The 21,021-nt window shown below is 65.8% G+C and carries 15 protein-coding genes; 9 read left to right on the forward strand and 6 right to left on the reverse strand.

Annotated features, from left to right (window positions below; translation table 11 throughout):
• Position 1: 1 nt before the first annotated feature.
• Positions 2-1,498, reverse strand: a complete 1,497-nt coding sequence (locus tag ACE10W_RS18780) for an amidase (RefSeq protein WP_271557298.1) — start codon at positions 1,496-1,498, stop codon at positions 2-4.
• Positions 1,499-1,707: 209 nt separating this feature from the next.
• On the opposite strand from ACE10W_RS18780, the gene ACE10W_RS18785 reads away from it, so the two are divergent.
• A complete protein-coding gene (locus tag ACE10W_RS18785; protein WP_028171236.1) occupies positions 1,708-2,388 on the forward strand; it encodes a helix-turn-helix domain-containing protein in 681 nt (226 codons plus the stop codon).
• A gap of 67 nt (positions 2,389-2,455) precedes the next feature.
• On the opposite strand, the gene ACE10W_RS18790 is transcribed toward ACE10W_RS18785, so the two are convergent.
• Positions 2,456-4,735, reverse strand: coding sequence for a ribonuclease E/G (locus ACE10W_RS18790; RefSeq protein WP_271557299.1), 2,280 nt, complete (start codon positions 4,733-4,735; stop codon positions 2,456-2,458).
• On the opposite strand from ACE10W_RS18790, the gene ACE10W_RS18795 reads away from it, so the two are divergent.
• The 8 genes from ACE10W_RS18795 (at position 4,700) to ACE10W_RS18830 (ending at position 15,678) form a co-directional block, all read left to right on the forward strand.
• Positions 4,700-5,644, forward strand: a complete 945-nt coding sequence (locus tag ACE10W_RS18795; protein WP_271557301.1) for a hypothetical protein — start codon at positions 4,700-4,702, stop codon at positions 5,642-5,644. The two genes, ACE10W_RS18790 and ACE10W_RS18795, sit on opposite strands and share 36 nt — an antisense overlap.
• A gap of 611 nt (positions 5,645-6,255) precedes the next feature.
• Positions 6,256-7,551 carry an N-acetylmuramoyl-L-alanine amidase gene (locus ACE10W_RS18800; protein WP_271557303.1) on the forward strand — a complete coding sequence of 432 codons (1,296 nt, stop codon included), beginning with the start codon at positions 6,256-6,258 and terminating at the stop codon, positions 7,549-7,551.
• 264 nt (positions 7,552-7,815) lie between these two features.
• Entirely contained in the window at positions 7,816-10,323 is a 2,508-nt protein-coding gene (locus tag ACE10W_RS18805) for a penicillin-binding protein 1A (RefSeq protein WP_161535066.1), read from the forward strand.
• Between the two features lie 114 nt (positions 10,324-10,437).
• A protein-coding gene (gene prfB / locus ACE10W_RS18810) for a peptide chain release factor 2 (RefSeq protein WP_122975474.1) occupies positions 10,438-11,569 on the forward strand; the annotation gives its coding sequence in 2 pieces (ribosomal slippage) (positions 10,438-10,506 and positions 10,508-11,569; 1,131 coding nt in all).
• Between the two features lie 2 nt (positions 11,570-11,571).
• Positions 11,572-12,453 (forward strand): NAD(P)-dependent oxidoreductase, encoded by an 882-nt coding sequence (locus tag ACE10W_RS18815; RefSeq protein WP_011087082.1) that lies wholly within the window; start codon positions 11,572-11,574, stop codon positions 12,451-12,453.
• 14 nt (positions 12,454-12,467) lie between these two features.
• On the forward strand, positions 12,468-13,343 hold the full coding sequence (locus tag ACE10W_RS18820) for a DMT family transporter (protein ID WP_271557307.1): 876 nt from the start codon (positions 12,468-12,470) through the stop codon (positions 13,341-13,343).
• A 78-nt stretch (positions 13,344-13,421) separates the two neighbouring features.
• A complete protein-coding gene (locus ACE10W_RS18825; protein WP_271557309.1) occupies positions 13,422-14,333 on the forward strand; it encodes a DMT family transporter in 912 nt (303 codons plus the stop codon).
• 109 nt (positions 14,334-14,442) lie between these two features.
• On the forward strand, positions 14,443-15,678 hold the full coding sequence (locus ACE10W_RS18830; protein ID WP_304553161.1) for an ABC transporter substrate-binding protein: 1,236 nt from the start codon (positions 14,443-14,445) through the stop codon (positions 15,676-15,678).
• Here the strand turns inward: ACE10W_RS18830 and ACE10W_RS18835 are convergent, their stop codons facing one another.
• Genes ACE10W_RS18835 through ACE10W_RS18850 form a run of 4 tightly spaced genes read right to left on the reverse strand, consistent with a single transcriptional unit; the run spans position 15,679 to position 21,019 of the window.
• The gene (locus ACE10W_RS18835; protein ID WP_271557311.1) at positions 15,679-16,959 is read right to left on the reverse strand and encodes an O-antigen ligase; all 1,281 of its coding nucleotides are present in this window, start codon (positions 16,957-16,959) and stop codon (positions 15,679-15,681) included. It lies immediately after the preceding gene.
• Positions 16,956-18,350 carry a glycosyltransferase family 1 protein gene (locus ACE10W_RS18840; RefSeq protein ID WP_271557313.1) on the reverse strand — a complete coding sequence of 465 codons (1,395 nt, stop codon included), beginning with the start codon at positions 18,348-18,350 and terminating at the stop codon, positions 16,956-16,958. The genes ACE10W_RS18835 and ACE10W_RS18840 overlap by 4 nt, the downstream gene beginning before the upstream one ends.
• On the reverse strand, positions 18,347-19,087 hold the full coding sequence (locus ACE10W_RS18845; protein WP_271557314.1) for an ABC transporter ATP-binding protein: 741 nt from the start codon (positions 19,085-19,087) through the stop codon (positions 18,347-18,349). Before ACE10W_RS18845 ends, ACE10W_RS18840 begins: the two co-directional genes overlap by 4 nt.
• A 3-nt stretch (positions 19,088-19,090) precedes the next feature.
• Positions 19,091-21,019 (reverse strand): glycosyltransferase, encoded by a 1,929-nt coding sequence (locus tag ACE10W_RS18850; RefSeq protein WP_375762667.1) that lies wholly within the window; start codon positions 21,017-21,019, stop codon positions 19,091-19,093.
• Between the last annotated feature and the right edge of the window lie 2 nt (positions 21,020-21,021).

The raw sequence follows: 21,021 nt of genomic DNA on the forward strand, positions 1-21,021 counted from the left end.
GTTATTCCCAGGTGAGGAAACCGGGCGCGGCCGACAGCGGCGGCGCTGCGGCGAGCCGCGCCAGGTCGGGCACCGGCCGGCACAATTGCGCATCGCCCGCGAACGCGGCCTCGATGCTCGCGGCGACCGAAAGCACGATGGCGTCGCCGCCGCGCGGGCCGACGATCTGGAGACCGAACGGCAGGCCGGCTTCATCGAGGCCGAGCGGAATGCTGATCGCGGGGTGGCCGGGAAGCGTCACGGCGTAAGCGAGCGCGAGCCAGTGGAAATAGGATTTGGTCGGCACGCCGTCGATCTCGGCGGGATAGAGCTCCGACCAGGGGCGCGGGCTCAGCGTAATGGTCGGACTGATCAGCACATCGCAAGTTTCAAAGAAGGTCTGGTAGGCGCGATAGATCCGCGTCTGCGTCGTGGCGGCGCGCCCATGATCCTCGAGCGTGTAGCTCAGGCCTTCCTCGACATTGGCGCGGACATTCGGGCCGAGCATCTCGGGGCGCTCTTTGTAGTTCTTGCCGTGCATCGCCAGAAACAGGCCGGCGCGCAGAACCGCGAACGCGTCGTCGGCGCCGGAGCAATCCGGCGTCGCCTCGCGGCAGTCGGCGAACAGCGGCGCAAGCCTCGCCACACGATCGCGGAATACGCGACGGATGGCCTGCTCGGTCGGGGCGAAGCCAAAGTCCTCCGTGAAGGCGAGGCGCAGCTTGCCAAGGTCCGCGGGACGCGGTGCGGCCCAGCGTTCGGCGCGACTGCGCACCGGCTCGCCGGGCAGCGTATAGGCCAGGGGATCGCGGACATCGTCGCTCGCCATCACCGACAGCATCAGCGCGGTGTCGGCGACATTGCGCGCCATCGGTCCGTCGGTCGACAGGTTCGACCAGCCGAAGGCGCGCTTCTCGCTGGCCACGAGACCGTAGGACGGGCGCATGCCGACGATGCCGGAGAAGCCGGCCGGATTGCGCAAGGAGCCGCCGGTGTCCGAGCCCGAGGCGAGCGGCGCCATGCCACAGGCGAGCGCCACCGCCGAGCCACCGGAGGAGCCGGCTGCCGAGCGCATGGGATCGAAGGGATTGCCGGTTGCGCCGAACACCGGATTGCGGGTGTTGCCGCCGGCCGCCCATTCCGGCGTGTTGGTCTTGCCGAAGATGATGGCGCCGGCTGCGCGCAGCCGCGCGACCGAGCCCTGGTCGGCGACCGGTACATTGTCGCGCAACAGGGGGCTGCCATAGGTGGAGCGCAGCCCGGCAGTGTCCTGGGTGTCCTTGATCAGCACCGGAAGGCCGTGCAGTGCGCCGCGATCCTCGCCGCGCAGGATGGCGGCTTCGGCCTTTTTCGCGGCGGTACGTGCGCCCGGCTCGTCCAGCGTCACGACGGCATTCACGGCAGGATTGATGGTGGCGATGCGCGACAGGCAGGCCTCCAGCAGCTCGACGGGCGAGATCGCCCGCGCGGCCAGCAGGCGGCGCAGCTCAACGGCGCTGGAATCGCAAAGTCCGGACAATGCCAATCCCCTTTCAAATTATGAAAACAATTTAGCATATCGGAAAGTGAAGGCGACGCACCAATAATCGTCAAAGCGGGGCATTTCGTGCCAAAATGCTGGCGCTGCTGCCCAACGGGTCGTCAAATGGGCCCCTCAAGGGGCGTCTTGGCCGAAAAGATTAGACGGATAGGCCAACAATATTTCCATCGCCGTGGTAGGATTGCTGCATGAGCGAGATAACGACGCCCGAAGGTGCCAATTCCCAGCTCGGCCAATGCCTCAAGGCGGCCCGTCAGGCTCGTGGCCTGACGCTCAAGCAGGTCGCGGAGCGCACCGGCATGGCGCTGTCGACCCTGTCCAAGGTCGAGAACGGCCTGATGTCGCTGACCTACGACAAGCTGCTCCAGCTCACCTCCGGCCTGAAGATGGAGATCGCCGAGCTGTTCAATCCAGCCGTCGCGGCGCCTGTGCAGGGCCGGCCGGTCACCGCGCGGCGGAGCATCAGCCGGGCCGGGCAGGGGCAGGTGATCACCACGAAATTCTACACCTACACCTATCAATGCACCGATCTGATCGGCAAACGCATGGTGCCGATCGTGGCCGAGGTTCGCGCGCGCTCGCTGGAGGAGTTCGGCCCGCTGTTGCGCCATGGCGGCGAGGAGTATTTCCTGGTGACGAGCGGACGCGTCGCCGTCCACACCGAGTTTTACGCGCCTGAGATCCTCGGTGAGGGCGACGGCATCTATCTCGACAGCACCATGGGCCACGCCTACCTCAACGCCGGCGAGGCAGCTTCCGCAAAAGGCGTTTGCCTCTGCACCAGCGAGGCGCCCGATCTCTACGACCAGCTCCGCCAGATCGCCTCGCGCGATGTGGCGCCGCTCGGTAATGACGAGCTGCCCCCATAGCGGATTGGCTAGCGGTGCAACGAAAAACGCCCGGCTTGGCCGGGCGTTTTTTATTCTATGTCCGACTTTATTCGCCGCCGCCGAAACGGCGGGACCACCAGCCGGCGCGGCGTGGGGCGGCCGGCGTTTCGCTTGCCGCTTCCGGTGCGGGCGCAGGTGCCGGCGCGGGCGGCGCGACCGGCTCGCTCGCCTGCGCAACAGGCGCTGCGGGCTCGCTTGGGCTGCTCGACAGGAAGCTCACCTTTTCCCGGACGGTGGAGCGCCGCCGCGCGGCCTTCTCGTCAGCGGGCTCTTCTTCCGCCGTTACGACAGCAGGAGCTGGCTCCGGCTGAGCCGGCACCTCGGCCTGCACTTCGGCACGCGGCTCAGGCGGCGCGATTTGCGGCTCGGCGGTGTGCTCGGCCTGCGCGATCGAAGGCGCAGCCTCGCCGCCAAAGCCGTCGAAATCGGCCACCGCTTCGGTAGCTTCCGATGGTGATTGGGTGCCGAGCTCGTCGCCGATGGAGCCGGCAAGACCTTCCTCGCTGCCCCCACGCCGACGGCGTCCGCCTCTGCGACCACGCCGGCGTCGGCGCTCACCGCCGCCCTGCTGCTCGCCACGGGCTGCCTGTTCCTCGCCTTCCTCGCCGTCCTGCTCGGACTCGGCGTCTTCTTCGGACTCGCCAGCGACCATTGCCGGCTCGGGAAGCGTGGGCGCGCTATCCTCGCGCAACTCGCCGTCGCGCTGGCCACCGCGGCCGCGCCGACGACGGCGGCGCTTGCGGCGCTGACCGTCCTGCTCGGGGGCCGCCTCGCCGGCAGCCTGCTCTTCAGTGAGACCTTCGGTCTCCTCGGACTCGATCTCGGATTCCAGCTCCGGATCGAACTCCTCGTCGTCATAGGCCTCTTCAACCACCGGGGGCGGGCTTGCCGCGGCCTGCGCCGCGAGCAGCGCCTTGGCGGCTTCGAGCGTATGCACCTGCTCGCCGCGATCGATGAGGTAGGCCTGCGGTCCGCTGACGCTCGGGTCGGCGATGACCGCCAGGGTGACCTTGAAGCCGTTTTCGAGGTCGCGCAGATGGCCGCGCTTGTGGTTCAGCACGTAGAGCGCGACGTCGGTGCGGGTACGGACCACGAGATTGTGGGTCGCGCCCTTCATCAGGATCTCTTCGAGGCCGCGCAGCAGCTGGAGCGCAACCGAGGACACCGAGCGGACATGGCCGGTGCCGCCGCAATGCGGGCAGGGATCGGTCGAGGATTCCAGCACGCTGGCACGAATGCGCTGGCGCGACATCTCGAGCAGGCCGAAATGCGAGATGCGTCCGACCTGGATGCGTGCGCGGTCCTGCCTGAGGCAATCGGACAGCTTGCGCTCGACCGCCCGGTTGTTGCGCTTCTCGTCCATGTCGATGAAGTCGATGACGATCAGGCCGGCGAGGTCGCGCAGGCGGAGCTGGCGGGCGACCTCTTCGGCCGCTTCCAGATTGGTCTTGAGCGCGGTGTCCTCGATATGGTGCTCGCGCGTCGATCGCCCGGAGTTGACGTCGATCGAGACCAGCGCCTCGGTCTGGTTGATCACGATGTAGCCGCCGGAGCGCAGCTGCACGGTCGGCGAGAACATCGCGTCCAACTGGCTTTCGACGCCCATGCGCGAGAATAGCGGCTGGCCGTCGCGATACTGCTTCACCGCGCTGACGTTGGCGGGCATCAGCATCTTCATGAAGTCGCGCGCTTCGCGGTAGCCGGATTCGCCGGCAACCGAGATCTCGTCGATCTCCTTGTTGTAGAGGTCGCGCAGCGAGCGCTTGATCAGCGAGCCTTCCTCATAGACGAGGGTCGGGGCCTGCGACTTCAGCGTCAGGTCGCGCACCGTCTCCCACATCCGGATCAGGTATTCGAAGTCGCGCTTGATCTCGGGCTTGGTGCGGGCGGCGCCGGCTGTGCGCAGGATGATGCCCATGCCCTCGGGCACGTCGAGATCCTGCACCACTTCCTTCAGACGCGAGCGGTCCTGGGCGCTGGTGATCTTGCGGCTGATGCCGCCGCCGCGCGCGGTGTTCGGCATCAGCACGGCGTAGCGGCCGGCGAGCGACAGATAGGTCGTCAGCGCCGCGCCCTTGTTGCCGCGCTCTTCCTTGACGACCTGCACCAGCATCACCTGGCGGCGCTTGATGACTTCCTGGATCTTGTACTGGCGGCGCGGACGGAAGGTGCGCTCCGGCACTTCCTCCATCACGTCGTCGCCGCCGACGGATTCGACGACTTCCTCTTCGGCTTCCTCGCCGTCGTCATCCTCGTCGTCGTCGTCCTCGGCCGCCGCGTCAGCGTCGTGATGCGGAGCTTCGGTGCTTTCGCCGGCAGCGTACACGGCATCAGCCGGTTCAGCGGCGGCGGTTACGGCTTCGGCCAGAGCCTCTGCGTGCGCTTCGGAGGTCGCCTCCTGCGGTTCGGCAACGGCCTCGGTCGCGACCACCGGTTCGGCGCCAAAGGCCGCGACAGGCGCGGGCGTCTCGTCGGCATGATCGTGGTCGTGATGATCGTGCCCGCCGTCATGACCATGGTCGTCATGATCGTGAGCGTGATCGGGATGATGGTCGTCGTGCGCGTGTTCATGGTGATCATGATCGTGGTGATCATGTTCGTGGTGATCATGGGCATCGTGCTCGCCGTGATGCTCCGCGTCGGCGTGCAGATGCTCGCCCTCTTGCGGAGCGCCCTCGGCGTGCTCAGGCAGGATCTGGCCCTCGACCGGCTGCGCCGCGGGATCGGCGCCGGCGTCGAGGCCTTCGACGATGTCGCTGCGGACGCGTTCGCCGTGACCGCGGCGGCGGGCGTTGCGGTGACGCGAGCGGCGGCGGCCGTGCGAGCGGTTCTCGCTCTCTTCCTCGGCTTCGCGATGGGCCTGTTCCTCGGCCTCGATCAGCGCCTGCCGGTCGGCAACCGGGATCTGGTAGTAGTCGGGATGGATTTCGCTGAAGGCGAGGAAGCCGTGGCGGTTGCCGCCATATTCGACGAACGCGGCCTGGAGCGAGGGTTCGACCCTGGTGACCTTGGCGAGGTAGATATTCCCGCGCAGTTGCTTGCGTTGCGCGGTCTCGAAATCAAACTCTTCGACGCGATTGCCGCGGACCACGACGACCCGGGTCTCCTCCGGGTGGGTGGCATCGATCAACATCTTGTTGGGCATGTCTTAACTCTTGACGGCGGCGGGCGCGATTCACCGTGGGCGCGTATCGCGCCGCCGGGAGACGCGACGGTCCACCTGATTCGGGGGTGAGGGGAAGGCCGAAACGCCGTCTCTCGCGCCTTGCCGGACCGGAAGCCTCAGGGCCGTGGCGGCGCGCGGGATTATCACTCCGCAGCGTCGCGAATGGTCCTTCAGAATTCGTCGGCACAGTCTGGCGCATCAAGCGTCGGCCCGTATGAAACATTGGGCGGCGGGGCCGCCCCTCAATCAGTTGCTGCTGGCCAGGCATGGCGCGAGCGCGCTCGCCTTGGGGATCACGAACCGCTCCCTTGGGATCAAGGGACCGGGTAATGGGTTACGTCGCTGTCCGAACCGTCCCGGAAAAGTGGTGCCCGGGAACCGTCCGCCGCCGGGGCTTGGCCCGCTCCACCTCGCTGCCGCGCACCGCGCTGGTCTTAGAGGAGAACGGAAAACGCTGGAATTCCCAAACCTTGAGAGTTCCGGCGCTGCACCGGGAGGCTGAATGCGACACAACCGAAAATATCGGCCGTCAGCATTCCGTACATACGAGGAATGGGCCATCCGTGCAAGGGAGCGTCGCACGGCGGTCACAGTCAGCGAGTTTCGCGCGCCTGTCATTAAGGATCGATTAACCCTGTGGTTCTATTGCGTTAAACAAGCTGCTCGGAGGCACGAAATCGGTGGCGAGCCGCGCAAAACAAAGAGTCCTGCTGGGATGGGTGCTTCTGTGCGCCGCGGCATTGCCATATGCTGATTCCTCCCGCCTGAGCGCCGCGGAAAGCCAGCCGCAACCCTCTGTTGCGGTAGCGAATTTTCCAATCGCCTCGGCCGCCCGGCTGGCTGGCGACGGCAAGCAGACCCGCTTCATCCTCGACATCGACCGGACCGTCAGCTTCCGCGCCGTCACGCTCGCCGACCCGTACCGGGTGGTGGTGGACGTGCCCCAGGTCAATTTTCAGCTGCCCGCGGGGACCGGGTCCGGCGGGCGGGGACTGGTCAAGGCCTTCCGCTACGGGCTCGTCATGCCCGGCGGCTCGCGAATCGTGTTCGACCTGACGGGGCCGGCCAAGATCGCCAATTCCTACGTATTGGAGGCGGCCAACGGCCAGCCGGCCCGGCTCGTGCTCGAGCTAGAGGAGGTCGACCGCGCCGCCTTCGTGCAATCGCTCGCCCCGGAAAACCGCCCCGAGCTGCGGCCCGCGATCGCCGATGCGCCGCCCGCCACGGTCCCCGCGACGGCGGGCCCGGAAACGGCGCAGCAGAAGGCCGATGGCCGGCCGATCGTGGTGATCGATCCCGGCCATGGCGGCATCGACAACGGCACGCAGTCGAGCGGCGAGAGCGAGAAGAACCTGGTGCTGGCCTTTGGCCTGGCGCTGCGCGACCGGCTGGAAAAGGCCGGCAAATACCGTGTCGTGATGACGCGCAACGACGACACGTTCATCCCGCTCAATGACCGGGTCAAAGTCGCCCGCAACATCAAGGCGGCGCTGTTCGTCTCGATTCATGCCGATGCGCTGCCGCGCGCCGAGGGGGATGCCCAGGGCGCCACCATCTATACGCTGTCCGACAAGGCGTCCGACGCCGAGGCCCAGCGTCTGGCGGACGCGGAAAACCGCGCGGACGCGATCGCCGGCTTCAATCTCGCGGAGGAGCCCACCGACGTCGCGGACATCCTGATCGATCTGACGCAGCGGGAAACCCGCACGTTTTCAAACCGTTTTGCGCATGTGCTGATGGGCGAAATGAAGTCGACTGTGCGGATGCACAAGCATCCGCTGAAATCGGCCGGTTTCCGGGTGCTGAAGGCACCCGACGTGCCGTCGGTGCTGGTCGAGATCGGTTATGTCTCCAATAAGGGCGATCTCGAGCATCTGGTCTCCGAGGGATGGCGATCCCGTGCCGTGGGCGCGATGGCGCAAGCCATCGACGGGTTCCTGGCCAAGCGGCTGGCGACCGCCGGATCGTCGAATTGACGACCGGGGGGCGTCGAATTGAGAGAATTGACAAAGGGTTTTTCCGTCCCGCCGCAAAAGCCCTAGTTTGGCCACAGCGGGCGATTTATAAAAACGCCGCAGGGGGTTCCGGAATCGGCGAGAATCCCGTTCGGCGAGCGTCTTAGGTCCGGCCCTGACGTAATTGAGTAGGCCGGTGAATGCGCGACGTGAGGTTGGCGCCTGTTTTTGAGCGCCAAGGGGCTGATACTGGGCTGATCCAGAGTTTGAACGGATAAACAGATAATGCGCTTGCTGGTGCGGTTCATGGGCTTCCTGTTCGCCGCGGGAACGGTGGTGTTCCTTGTCGGTGTCGGGGCCGTGGCAGGCCTGATCTGGCATTTCTCCAAGGACTTGCCGGACTACTCTCAGCTTCAGGATTACGAGCCGCCGGTGATGACGCGTGTGCACGCGGTCGACGGGTCGCTGCTCGGCGAGTACGCCAAGGAGCGACGGCTGTATCTGCCGATCCAGGCCGTGCCCAAGCTCGTGATCAACGCGTTCCTCGCGGCCGAGGACAAGAATTTCTATGAGCACGGCGGCATCGACTACACCGGCATGGCGCGCGCAGGTCTGGTCTATATCCAGAACTACGGCTCCAACCGGCGTCCGCAGGGCGCCTCCACCATCACCCAGCAGGTCGCCAAGAACTTCCTTCTGACCAACGAGGTCTCCTTCGCCCGCAAGATCAAGGAAGCCTTGCTGGCGATGCGGATCGAGAAGACCTACTCGAAGGACAAGATCCTCGAGCTGTATCTGAACGAGATCTATCTGGGCCTCGGTGCCTACGGCATCGCGGCCGCCTCGCTGGTCTATTTCGACAAGTCGGTGAACGAGCTGACGGTGGCGGAGGCCTCCTATCTGGCCGCGCTGCCGAAGATGCCGGCGACCCTGCATCCGGTGCGTAACCGCGACCGCGCCATCGAGCGCCGCAACTATGTGATCGACCGCCTCCAGGAGAACGGCTGGATCAAGCAGGCCGACGCCGACAAGGCGCGCAAGGAGCCGCTGGCCGTCACCAACCGGTCCAACGGCGCCCACACCTTCGCCGGCGAATATTTCGCCGAGGAAGTCCGCCGCGACATCTTCGAGCGCTACGGCGAGAAGAAGCTTTACGAGGGCGGTCTGTCTGTCCGCACCACGCTCGATCCGAAGATCCAGGTGATGGCGCGCAAGACCATGGTCGCCGGCCTCGTCAACTATGACGAGCAGCAGGGCTATCGCGGCGCCATGAGCAAGCTCGATATTTCGGGCGATTGGGGCGTGAAGCTCGCCGAGATCAAGTCGCTCTCCGACATCTCGCCGTGGCGCATGGCGGTGGTGCTGGAGACCAGCGACCAGTCGGCGCGCATCGGATTCCAGCCGAGCCGCGAGCTCGGCGGCGCCGTCAGCAAGCAGCGCGAAACCGGCCTGATCACGCTCGACGGCATCAAATGGGCAAGGGCGGCGACCGGCCCTGCGAAGGGCAGGGCGGCAACGGCGGTGTCGCAGGTGCTCCAGCCCGGCGACGTGATCTACGCCGATCCGCTCTACAAGGACGGCAACCCGGTCGAGGGACAGTACCGGCTGCGCCAGATCCCCGAAGTGTCGGGCGCGATGGTGGTGATGGACCCCTGGACCGGCCGCGTGCTCGCGATGGTCGGCGGCTTCTCGTTCGACCAGAGCCAGTTCAACCGCGCCACCCAGGCCTACCGGCAGCCGGGCTCGTCGTTCAAGCCGATCGTCTATTCGGCCGCGCTGGACAACGGCTATACGCCCTCGACCGTGGTGCTCGACGCGCCGATCGAAATCGACCAGGGCCAGGGCGCCGGCGTATGGCGGCCGGAAAACTTCTCCTCGGGCAAGTTCCAGGGGCCGGTGACGCTGCGCAACGCGCTGCGGCAGTCGCTCAACACCGTGACGGTGCGCCTCGCGCAGGACATCGGCATGCCGCTGATCGGCGAATATGCCCGCCGCTTCGGCGTCTATGACGAGCTGCCGAACTATCTCTCCTACGCGCTCGGCGCCGGCGAGACGACAGCGATGCGCATGGTCACGGCGTACTCGATGCTCGCCAATGGCGGTCGCCGCGTGAAGCCGACGCTGATCGACCGTATCCAGGATCGCTACGGCCGCACCATCTTCAAGCACGACCAGCGCGAATGTCGCGGCTGCGACGCGCCGGGCGGCTGGAAGAACCAGAACGAGCCGCAGCTGATCGACCGCCGCGAGCAGGTGCTGGATTCCATGACCGCCTACCAGATCACCGAGCTGATGGAGGGCGTGGTCCAGGCCGGTACCGCGACCGTGGTCAAGGAGGTCGGCAAGCCGATCGCCGGCAAGACCGGTACGACCAACGAGGCCAAGGACGCCTGGTTCGTCGGCTTCTCGCCCGACGTCGCCGTCGCCATCTATATGGGCTACGACAAGCCGCGTGCGCTCGGCAAAGGCAACGCTGCGACCGGCGGCCATCTGGCTGCTCCCATCGCGCGCGATTTCCTCAAGCTCGCGCTCGCCGACAAGCCGGCGGTGCCGTTCAAGGTGCCGGCCGGCATCAAGCTCGTGCGCGTCGTCGCCAAGACCGGCATGCGCGCCGGCCCGGGTGAGACCGGCGGCACCATCCTCGAAGCCTTCAAGCCGGGCACGGCGCCGCCGGACAATTATTCGGTCATCGGCGTTGCCGACGCCGACGGACGCGGCGGCGTGCCGGCGTCGCAGCAGCAGCAGCCGGATTCCGGCTTCTTCATGCGGCCGGGCACCGGCGGGCTGTACTAAGGCTTAGGACAAGGCAGACGTTTGTCGCGGCGGCGGTTGCGCTTTGCAGCCGTCGCCGCTACATCCCGATCTTGAATTGCACGCGGAACCAATTCCGCGAGACACGAGAACGACATGCGCGCCGAAATCGAACGGTTGGTAGAAGAGATCAAGCAGTCAGTCGGGCTGCTGAGGAGGCATCTTTGACGTCGAGAAATCGACGGCGCGCCTCGCTGAGCTGAACAAGCTCGCAGAAGATCCCAACCTCTGGAACGATCCCCAGAAGGCCCAGAAGCTGATGCAGGAGCGGACCTCGCTGGAGGATTCGCTGTCGGGCATCGGCAAGGTCGAGCAGGAGCTCGAAGACGACATCGGCATGATCGAGCTCGGCGAAGCCGAGGGCGATGACGGCGTCGTCGCCGAAGCCGAAGCTGCGCTGAAGGCTCTGAAGAAGGAAGTCGCGCGGCGCGAGCTCGAGGCGCTGCTGTCGGGCGAAGCCGACCGCTTCGATTCCTATCTCGAGGTCCACGCCGGCGCCGGCGGCACCGAAAGCCAGGACTGGGCGCAGATGCTGCTGCGCATGTACACGCGCTGGGCGGAGACGCACGGCTTCAAGGTCGAGTATCTCGAAGAGTCCGAGGGCGAAGAAGCCGGCATCAAGTCGGCGACGATCCAGGTCTCGGGCCACAATGCCTATGGCTGGCTGAAGACCGAGGCGGGCGTGCATCGTCTGGTGCGCATCTCGCCGTTCGATTCCAACGCGCGGCGGCACACGTCGTTCTCCAGCGTGCAGGTGTTCCCGGTCATCGACGACAGCATCAAGATCGACATCAAGGAATCCGACGTCCGCGTCGATACCATGCGGTCGGGCGGCGCCGGCGGCCAGCACGTCAACAAGACCGAATCCGCGGTGCGCCTGACGCATATCCCGACCGGTGTCGCGGTGGTCTGCCAGGCCGGCCGCTCGCAGCACAAGAACCGGGCGCAGGCCTGGGACATGCTGCGCGCGCGGTTGTACGAAATGGAGTTGAAGAAGCGCGAGGAGAAGGCCGCCGCCGACCAGGCCGCCAAGACCGATATCGGCTGGGGCCACCAGATCCGCTCCTACGTGCTGCAGCCCTATCAGATGGTGAAGGATCTGCGCACGGGCGTGCAGACCTCCGACACCTCGGGCGTGCTCAACGGCGAACTCGACGACTTCATGGCCGCGACGCTGGCGCAGCGCGCCTTCGGAACCACCGGCGCTGACATCGAGGATGTGGACTAGCCATGCCCCGCGTCGCCTTCATCGGGCTTGGACGGATGGGCCATGGCATGGCCGGCCGCTATCTCGATGCCGGCTTCACGGTGACGCTGTGGAATCGCAGCAAGACAAAAGCGGAAGACCTGATCGCGCGCGGCGCGCATTGGGCGACCTCGCCTGAGGATGCCGCGATCGATGCCGATGCGGTCGTGACCATGGTCGCCGACGACGAGGCCTCGCGCGCGGTCTGGCTGGGGCCGAAGGGCGCGGCCAAGACGGCGAAGGCCGGCACCATCGCGATCGAATGCTCCACCGTCTCCTATGACCACGCGCGCGAGATGGGCCGCGAACTCAACGCGCGCGGGCTGATCTACATCGATTGTCCCGTGACGGGATTGCCGGATGCCGCGGCCGCCGGAAAGCTGACCTTGCTGGTCGGGGCTGATGCCGCCGACCTCGAACGCGCGCGGCCCTATCTCGAACCGATCGGCTCGACCATCCGCCATTTCGGCGCGGTCGGCTCCGGCACGGTCTACAAGCTCATCAACAATCTGATGGGCGCGATCCAGATTGCCGGACTCGCCGAAGGGCTCGCGATCGCCGAGCAGGCCGGGCTCGACATGACCCTGGTGCTGGAATCGATTCAGGCCGGCGTTGCTGCGAGCCCGCAGGTCCAGCGTCATTCCAAGCGCATGGTCGCCCGCGACTTCAGCGGCGCGACCTTCACCTCGGCGCTGCGGCACAAGGATGCCGCCTACGCCGTGAAGCTCGCCGAGAGCCTGCTCGCCGACAAGCCGCTGGTGGCGCGCGCGGCGGTCGAATCCTATGCGCGGGCGAAAGCTGCGATGCCTGATGACGACGAAGGCAAGATGATCGAGCTGGTGTCGCGGCCGAAGAAGCCGTCTTAGCCGGCCGCATCAATATGGGGCAGCCTCGTTCAGAACGCGGTCTCGGCATTGCCCTCGTCATCGCCGCTGCGATTGCCTGGAGCACCGCGCCGTTCTTCACCCGGCTGCTGCCGTTCGATCCCTGGACCATTCTGTTCTGGCGCGGTGTGTTCGCAGGCAGTCTGATCAGCGTGTTTCTCGTCGCGATGCAGGGCCGCGCCGCCCTGTGGCAATTGGTCGTGCCGGGGAGGGGCAGCCTGCTCGTCGCGTCACTGTCTGCGCTCGGCATGATCTCGTTCATTCCCGCTCTTCAGATGACCAACGTCATGAACGTCGCGGTGCTGATCGCAACCCAGCCCTTCGTCGCCGCCGCGCTGGCATGGCTTTGGCTCGGCGAAGCCGCGACGTGGCGCACGCTGATTGCGAGCCTGATTGCCTTCGCCGGAGTCGTCATCACGGTCGGCGGCGTGCAGGCCGGTGCCGATCTCGGTGGTCTTGCACTGAGTTGCCTCATGGTGCTCGCAATCTCCTCCATGACAGTTGTGATCCGACGTCATCGCCAGACATCGATGGTGGCGGCGGCAGCATTGTCGAATTTCATGGGCAGTCTTGTCAGCCTCCCGTTCGCCCATGACATCGCCCACGTCGGCGGCAACAACCTCGCAATCCTCGCAATGTTCGGCTGCCTTCAGGTCGCGCTCGGCCTGACGTTCTACATGCTCGGCTCGCGCCTGCTGCCGTCGGGGCAGGCCTCCCTGATCGCGACGCTGGAAACGCCGCTGATGCCGTTCTGGATCTGGGTGGCTTTCCGGGAGGTGCCCGCCGTGCATGCGCTCATTGGCGGCGCCCTGGTGATCGGGGCGGTGGTTGCCGATATCGCGGGGGATGCACGCAAACGCCGATCCTCCTGAGCGGCGTCTACTCGGAAATCGGGTGGCAAAGCGCGTCGCGCCATACTAGGCGGAGGTCAACTGCCGATGTGAGACGCCATGCCCCCGAACGACAACCGGATCGATGCGCGAGACTGGTCGCTGCTCGCCGTGCTCTCGATCCTCTGGGGCGGCTCGTTCTTCTTCAACGGCGCGGGCTTGCGGGAATTGCCGCCGCTCACCCTGGTGTTCCTGCGCGTCGCGCTGGGTGCGGCCGTTCTCTTGCCGCTGCTCCATGTTCAAGGCATCAGCTTTCCCAAGGGCACGTTGGGCTGGAAGCCGTTCTTCGTGATCGGGCTGCTCAACAACGTCATCCCGTTCTCGCTGATCGTGATCGGCCAGACCATCATTCCCAGCGGGCTGGCCTCCATCCTGAATGCCACCACGCCGCTGTTCACGGTGACCGTCATGGCGATGGCGGGCGAGGAAGCCCTGCAGATGCGGCGGGTCGCCGGCGTGGTTCTGGGCGTCGTCGGCGTGGTCATCCTGCGCGGATGGGGCATCGAGACGCGGCCGGGGCAGGGGTTCGGCATTCTGCTCTGCCTCGGTGGCGCGTGCAGCTATGGCTTTGCGGCGCTGGCGGCGCGGCGGTTGTTGAAGGACTCAGCTCCGCTGGGAACGGCGACTTTTCAACTGATGGCGTCCACGGTGATGATGGCGGTCGTCGCCGCCGTCATGGAACAGCCATGGCATCTGCCGGCGCCGGGCCTTACAACCTGGCTCGCGGTGCTTGGACTTGCCGGCTTGTCGACGGCGCTCGCCTACATCGTCTTCTTTCAGATCCTGCGCCGCTCGGGCGCGACCAATGTCATGCTGGTGACGCTGCTCATTCCCGTCACCGCCATTCTGCTAGGATGGCTGGTGCTGGGCGAGCCGATCTCCATGCGCGAGATCGCGGGCGCCATCGTCATTGGCAGCGCGTTGCTCGTGATCGACGGGCGCGCTCTAAGGATGTTGCAGCGCGTCGCGTAAGTTCCTGCTCTACCGTTTCACCTCGCGGAAAATCGCGGCGCTTGCCAGCGGCAAGCCACCTTGCGACACTCTCCGCAAAACAAGACTACAAAATACAGGGGAGAGAACGATGCCGGGTCGTCGCAAGAGCCTTGCTGCCCTCGCCATGCTTGCTGCCGGAGTGCTGGCCACGACACCGGCCTCGGCGCAGAAGAAATACGACCCCGGCGCCAGCGACACCGACATCAAGATCGGCAACATCATGCCCTATAGCGGGCCGGCGTCCTCCTATGGCGTGATCGGCAAGACCGAGGCCGCGTTCTTCAGGATGATCAACGACCAGGGCGGCATCAACGGCCGCAAGATCAACTTCATCAGCTATGACGACGCCTATTCGCCGCCGAAGGCGATCGAGCAGGCGCGCAAGCTGGTCGAGAGCGACGAGGTTTTGTTGATCTTCCAGCCGCTCGGCACACCCTCGAACTCCGCGATCATGAAATATATGAACGCCAAGAAGGTGCCGCAGCTCTTCGTCGCGTCCGGCGGCACCAAGTTCGGCGATCCCAGGAACTTTCCCTGGACGATGGGCTTCCAGCCGAATTACCAGAGCGAGGGCCGGATCTACGCCAAATACATCCGCGATAACTTTCCGAACGGCAAGATCGCGGTGTTCTGGCAGAACGACGACGCCGGCAAGGACCAGTTCAAGGGTCTGAAGGACGGGCTCGGCGACAAGGCCGGCATGATCATCGCCGACAAGTCCTATGAGGTCAGCGATCCCTCGATCGACTCGCAGATCGTCGCGCTGCATGATTCCGGCGCGGATATCTTCTTCTCGTGGGCGGCGCCGAAAGGGTCGGCGCAGGCGATCCGCAAGGTCGGCGAGCTCGGCTGGAAGCCAAAATTCTTCCTGGCCAACACCGCGACCTCGGTTGCCTCAGTGCTCAAGCCCGCCGGGCTCGACTATTCCAAGGATATCATCTCGACCGTCTATCTGAAGGACCCGACCGATCCGACCTGGGACAAGGACCCGGCGGTGGTGAAGTGGCGCGAATTCATGGACAAATATTATCCCGATGGCGACAAGGCCAACTCCAACAACATCTACGGCTACGTGCAGGCCGAGGCGATGGCGCAGGTCCTGAAGCAGTGCGGCGACAATCTCACCCGCGAGAACGTCATGAAGCAGGCCGCGAACCTGAAGGATTTCCACACCGACCTGATGCTGCCGGGCATCATGGTCAACACCTCGCCCGATGATTACTTCCCGATCGAGCAGATGCAGTTGATGCGCTTCAACGGGCAGGCCTGGGAGCTGTTCGGCGACGTCATCACCGGCGAAGTCGGCCACGAGCGCAGCCCATAGTCACGGCCGGCTGCGGGCCTGAACCTTTAGGACCATGCCCCCGGCCACGCCGACGCCCAGCACATACATCCATCCCTCGTGGAAATCGAACAGATGCGAGTTCAATAGCGAGCTCGCGATGTTCTGCGCGACGACCGCAAGGCCGATCCAGGCGGCAAGCCCTTCGCCCAGGAACAGGCGAAGCTGCGCGATCCACATCGCGTAGAGCAGGACGACGCCCAAGAGGCCCCATTGCACCGCGACGTTGAGGGTCTGGTTGTGCGGATTGCTGACGATCTCCGCGTCGAGGCTGCTCTCGCCCGTGGCGGCGCGTTCGAACTGACGCTTGATCGCGCCGGTGCCATGGCCGATCAGAGGGGCTTCGGTAAAGGCATGAAGTGACTTGCGCCAATAGGTCAGCCGCTGGGCGGTCGAGGCGCGGCTGATGTCCTCATGGCCGTGGCGATATTCGACGGCGATGTCGGTAATGCGCTGGCGCAGATAGGACGAGGTCGTCCAGGCGAGCGCGCTCGCGGCGACCGCGCCCGCGAGCAGGACCAGCGCTGCCCGCCGGCTCAGATGCTTCCAGGCGAACAGGGCCAGCAGCACCGGGATGTAGAGCAGCGCCGTGCGGGCCGAGGCCACGAACACCATGTTGGTCGCGAACAGCAGGATCAATGCGAGGCAGGCGGTCGCCGCGATCGCGCGCCCGCTGCGCCAGAACGTGAGCGCGGGCAGTGCAAGTGCCAAGGCGCAGAGCGTGAATTCCTGGCTCTGGTCGATGTAGTTCTTGACGGGAACGCCTGCCGACGCCGTCGCGGCGATCTTCCAGGCCGGATTGAGCAGCGCGACCCAGGAGAATGCCGCCAGCAGCGCGCAGGAGGCGAGAAAAGCAAGGCAAACCTGGAAGCCGCGCTCGGACCGGCTGAAATGGTAGAGCAGCGGCGGAATCAGCACGAGCTTTGCGACCGGCTTGATCGCATGCAGCCGGGCGGGCCAGGCGCCGTCCGACCACAGCACGCCGAGGAGTGCGAGCAGCAGGAGTGCGAACGGCAGGGCAAACGGCGGCCGGGTGAGCTCGCGCGCATAGTCGTGCCAGTTGACGGTCGGGGTGACCGCCAGCAGCCACAGCCCGACGAAGATCGAAGGTGCAGTTGTGGACCACGGCAGCGATGCCGCGATCAGGATGACGAGCACATCTGCCGCCCGGAGCAGCGCGGCCGAGTTGCGCCAGCTCTGCCATCCTTTCTGGCCGCCTTGCCGATCGGCAGGCCCGGACCACGCAGCGGATTCGGCCGTCATCCGTACGATGCGAGCGGTGTGGCGACGAGGCTTTCCGTGCGCATCTCGCGCCCGAGGAAATCGCGGGCCTGGGTCTCATAGCCAAAGCGTTCGGCAAGCTCGTGGCGCCTCGCGCGGATCTTGCCGCGCCACTCCTCCTGCCGCGTCAGCACGCGGGTGACGGAGGCGGCGATCGAGTCGGTCGAGAACGGGTCGAAATAATCGGCGAGCTCGCCCGCGACTTCGCGGAACACTGCGATATCCGAGCACAGCACCGGCGTGTTCGCGGCCAGCGCCTCGATGATCGGCACGCCAAAGCCTTCGGCAAGGCTCGGCATGATCAGGCCATGCGCCTCCGCGATCAGGGCGGCCTTCTCGTGCTCGTCGACATAGCCGGCGAAGCGGACGTTCGGCGGGAGGTTGCGCATCCGGCTGATCTCGCCGGCATAGCCGATCACGACGAGATCGGCCTGGGGCACACCACGGAAGGCACGGATGACGGCGGCGACGTTCTTGCGCGGCTCGTTCGAGACGATGACGACGAAGCTCGGCCGCCCCGGACGCCCCGACGGGGCTGGGAGGTGCAGGACATCCGGGGCGTCGAACCGGGTGCGGGGATACACGACCCGCGCCGGTAGGTGCGCAAATTGCGGCAACAGTTCCCTGAACCGCATCATGCTGTAGTTCGAAACGAAGGCGAGCTCGTCGGCCTGGCGCAGGCTGGTGCGGATTCGCGCCAGGAACTGCCGCGTGGCGATGTCGCTGAGCTTGAGATCGGTGAGCGGCAACAGGTCGTGGACGACGCAGATCACCTTGGCGTCCGGCCTGCGCTTGATCGTCACGCGGGTCGGGGTGTCCACGACGATCACGTCGTAGTCGCGCGCATCTATCCGCGGCGGCGGCAGCAGGAAGAAGGCCGAGGAATCCTGATAGTTGAAGAATCCGGGCTCGAGCTGAAAGTCGCCGAACAGTTCGAGGTGGCTCAGATCCGGCGGAATGTATTCGAGCGCGGCGGGCCGGTTCTCGATCAGTCGCGCGTTCAGGCTGCGCAGGCCGATCGCGCGCAGGAGGCAGAGCATATTGTCCCGCGACAGCAACATGCCGCCCCTTTGGCGGAGCCAGTCGAATTTGCGGCGCGTGCCGCTGAGCGTCACCGGCCCGCTCACGTTGATCTCGTCAAGGAAGCGATAAAGCGCCAGCAGCTCGATGTTGCGCGCCTGCGCCGCGAACAGCTTTGTGCGTCGCTCGCGCCGGCACAGTTTGCGGTAGCGCTTCGAGGTCTCGACCAACAGCGTGAGTTCGTGGCCCTCCGAGGCGAGCGAACGCACCAACTCCCGGGTGAAATGGAAGATGCCGCGCTTGTGGTTTGGTTGTCCGAGCGACTCGGAGACGACCAGGATGTTCTGTTTCATGCGCGTTTCTCGCGGAGCTCGAAAGAGTGCGTTGCCGGCGGCTCGACCGTGACGGTCGAGGCGATGCGGCCGTGATCGAGGTTGATGATGCTGGTGCAGGTGCGGCGCAGCAGCGGCTGGTCGTGCGAGGCGATGATTACGATCGCCGCCTGCGACACCATGTGCAGCAGCCGCTCCTGTGCTTTCTCCGCAAAGTGCTCGTCGACCACGCTGAGCCATTCGTCGAGCAGCAGGATGTCGGCCGGAAAGGCCGTCGCGGTCGCAAACAACACCCGCATCAGCATTCCCGAGGAGAACATCCGCAGCGGCAGCCGCTGCATGCGCGCCTCGAGCTCGGTGAAAGCCCAGATATCGTCGATCACGGCGCGGGTCGGCTTGCGGCCGCTGATCCGCAGCAGCAGCGCGATGTTGTCCTCGGCCACGAAATCCAGGTTGACCCCGGCGTTGAGGCCGAGCAGGGGCACGACGTTGCCCTGGAGCGAGACGCTGCCGCTGCTCGGCGGATAGACGCCGGCGATCAGTCGCAGGAGCGTCGACTTGCCGGAGCCGTTGGGACCGGCAAGCCCGATGCGGCTGCCTGCTTCGGCCTTGATCGTGACATTGTCGACGGCGCGGATGATCCGCATCTCGCCCGGCTCGCGGATGATGTGCCCGAGCAGCCGCCGCTTCAGTGAGAAGTCGTAGGCGCCGTAGAGCGGATAGTCGAGACTGACGTTGCGAAGGTTGATCGAGACCATGCGTCAGATCCAGAATGCGGCTTTGCGCAGGTGGACCAGCGTCAGCACGCTCGCAAAGACCAGGAGCGCCAGCGCGACGAGGACGTAGACGATGCTGACCGGATCGACAGCGCCGCCCGCCAGCGGCTCGCGCCACACCGCGAACAGATGCGTCAGCGGATTGAGCCGCATCACCGTCGAGCGGTGGTTGATCATGTCCGACGACCAGATCACGGGCGAAGCGAGAAAGGCGAGCATCAGGGTGGATTCGATGATCGGCTTGAGGTCGCGATAGCGCGTCGCCATGGCGCCGAGAACGAGGCTCAGGGCGAAGGTGCAGGCCACGAACAGCATCAGACCGGGCAGTGCCGCCAGCGCGTGAGAGAGGTCGTGGGGCGAGAGGAGGAGCCACAGCACCAGCGGAACACAGGCGTTGTGGAGTGCGAACAGCGCCTGGCGGAAGGTGCATTGCAGGAGGAAGATGACGGGCGGCAGCGCGCGGTCGCGGATCAGGCTCGCGGAGTTCTGGAGCGCCGTAGTCGCATCGAGTACCACGCCGTTAAGGAAGGTCCAGGCCGTCATCGACAGCGCCAGCATCGGCAGGCGTGTCATCATGTTGCCATTCGACATCTGGCCGATCACCGAGCCGAGCACGGCGACCACGATCGCCATCTGCAGTGACATCCAGAACGGGCCGAGCAGCGAGCGGACGTAGCGGTGCCGCATGTCGGACCAGGCCAGCGCCGCCGCGATCCGGACCGTGTCCAGCCAGCCGGTCGCTTGCGGCGGCTCGGAGATTGCCGATCGCTCCTCGCTCGGGGCGGCGACAGCGTCGCGGTAGACAGTCTCCATGCGCTGCTTGAAGGCCGTGGCCGAATAGCGGGTGAGGGCGCGCGTGCGCGCCGCAAGTCCCATGCTGCGGCGGCGCTCGGGGTTGCGGATCAGGGTGTCGATCGCCTCACCCAGTTTCTCGGCATCGCCGGGCGGAACGGTGATCGCCTCCATGCCGTGGCGGGCGACGTGCGGCACCGCCGTGTCGAGCGCCGTGTTCACGACCGGCCGGCCGGCGGCCATGGCCTCGAGCTGGACAAGGCCGAAGGTCTCGGCATTGGTCACCGACGGCATCACGAAGACGTCGGCCAGGCACATCAGCTTGATGCGTTCGCAATCGTCCACCGAGCCGAGCAGGCGGACGCGGTCACCGAGGCCGAGCTCCTGGATCAGTTGCTCGAGCCGCGGCCGTTCGACACCTTCACCGATGATCCAGGTCTCGAAATTGTGCGCCGCCGCGGCGCGGATCAGCACGTCGAAGCCCTTGTAGGGCACCAGCCGGCCGCAGGCGAGCACAAGCCGGCCGCGATCATTGACATGGTGCGGCTCGATCTTCGGCCAGTCGTAACCCGTGATGTCGATGCCGAACGGCACGACATGGCATTTGTCCTCGAATTCGCGCAGCAGCGGCGTGTTGTCGACCAGCACGTGGTCCGAGACGATGATCGCCTTGGCGCGACGCAGCGTTCGCCGCATCAGGGGTTCGATGAACCAGCGCAGGCCGGCATGGGTGACGATGTCGGCGTGCCAATGCACCACCAGCGGCCGCTTGGCGCCAAATCCGAAGGCGAAGACGAGGTCGGCGAGCGGGAAGGGGGCGTGAAGCGCGAGCAAGTCGTGCTCGGCGATCTTGCGCCATAGCCGCCAGGGATAGGTGGGAGCCGCGGGCAGCGACAGCACGTTGCCGAACGAGCGGACGCGCTCGACCGGAATGTCGTTGACGACGATCTCGCGCCGCTCGGCCGATTGCGAACAGACCAGCACGGCGGAGGCGAAAGCGTCCTTCAGGCTGGCGCAGATGTCGCGGATCACCGTGAGCGTGCCGCCGAACAGGTCGGGATAGTAGATCTTGAAGATGTGCAGCACCGACGGACGGCGCGGGGACTCGCTGATGTGATGCATGG

This window comes from Bradyrhizobium sp. B025 (assembly GCF_042257955.1).
Classification (GTDB): domain Bacteria; phylum Pseudomonadota; class Alphaproteobacteria; order Rhizobiales; family Xanthobacteraceae; genus Bradyrhizobium; species Bradyrhizobium diazoefficiens.

What these genes read in the sequence shown, in the direction of transcription:
- ACE10W_RS18805 (WP_161535066.1), top strand. Translation starts at nt 7,816, where the DNA reads ATGCGCTTGCTGGTGCGGTTCATGGGCTTCCTGTTCGCCGCGGGAACG.
- ACE10W_RS18850 (WP_375762667.1), bottom strand. Translation starts at nt 21,019, where the DNA reads ATGCATCACATCAGCGAGTCCCCGCGCCGTCCGTCGGTGCTGCACATC.
- ACE10W_RS18815 (WP_011087082.1), top strand. Translation starts at nt 11,572, where the DNA reads ATGCCCCGCGTCGCCTTCATCGGGCTTGGACGGATGGGCCATGGCATG.
- ACE10W_RS18845 (WP_271557314.1), bottom strand. Translation starts at nt 19,087, where the DNA reads ATGGTCTCGATCAACCTTCGCAACGTCAGTCTCGACTATCCGCTCTAC.
- ACE10W_RS18785 (WP_028171236.1), top strand. Translation starts at nt 1,708, where the DNA reads ATGAGCGAGATAACGACGCCCGAAGGTGCCAATTCCCAGCTCGGCCAA.
- ACE10W_RS18795 (WP_271557301.1), top strand. Translation starts at nt 4,700, where the DNA reads ATGCGGAGCTTCGGTGCTTTCGCCGGCAGCGTACACGGCATCAGCCGG.
- ACE10W_RS18820 (WP_271557307.1), top strand. Translation starts at nt 12,468, where the DNA reads ATGGGGCAGCCTCGTTCAGAACGCGGTCTCGGCATTGCCCTCGTCATC.
- ACE10W_RS18835 (WP_271557311.1), bottom strand. Translation starts at nt 16,959, where the DNA reads ATGACGGCCGAATCCGCTGCGTGGTCCGGGCCTGCCGATCGGCAAGGC.
- ACE10W_RS18840 (WP_271557313.1), bottom strand. Translation starts at nt 18,350, where the DNA reads ATGAAACAGAACATCCTGGTCGTCTCCGAGTCGCTCGGACAACCAAAC.
- ACE10W_RS18830 (WP_304553161.1), top strand. Translation starts at nt 14,443, where the DNA reads ATGCCGGGTCGTCGCAAGAGCCTTGCTGCCCTCGCCATGCTTGCTGCC.
- ACE10W_RS18825 (WP_271557309.1), top strand. Translation starts at nt 13,422, where the DNA reads ATGCCCCCGAACGACAACCGGATCGATGCGCGAGACTGGTCGCTGCTC.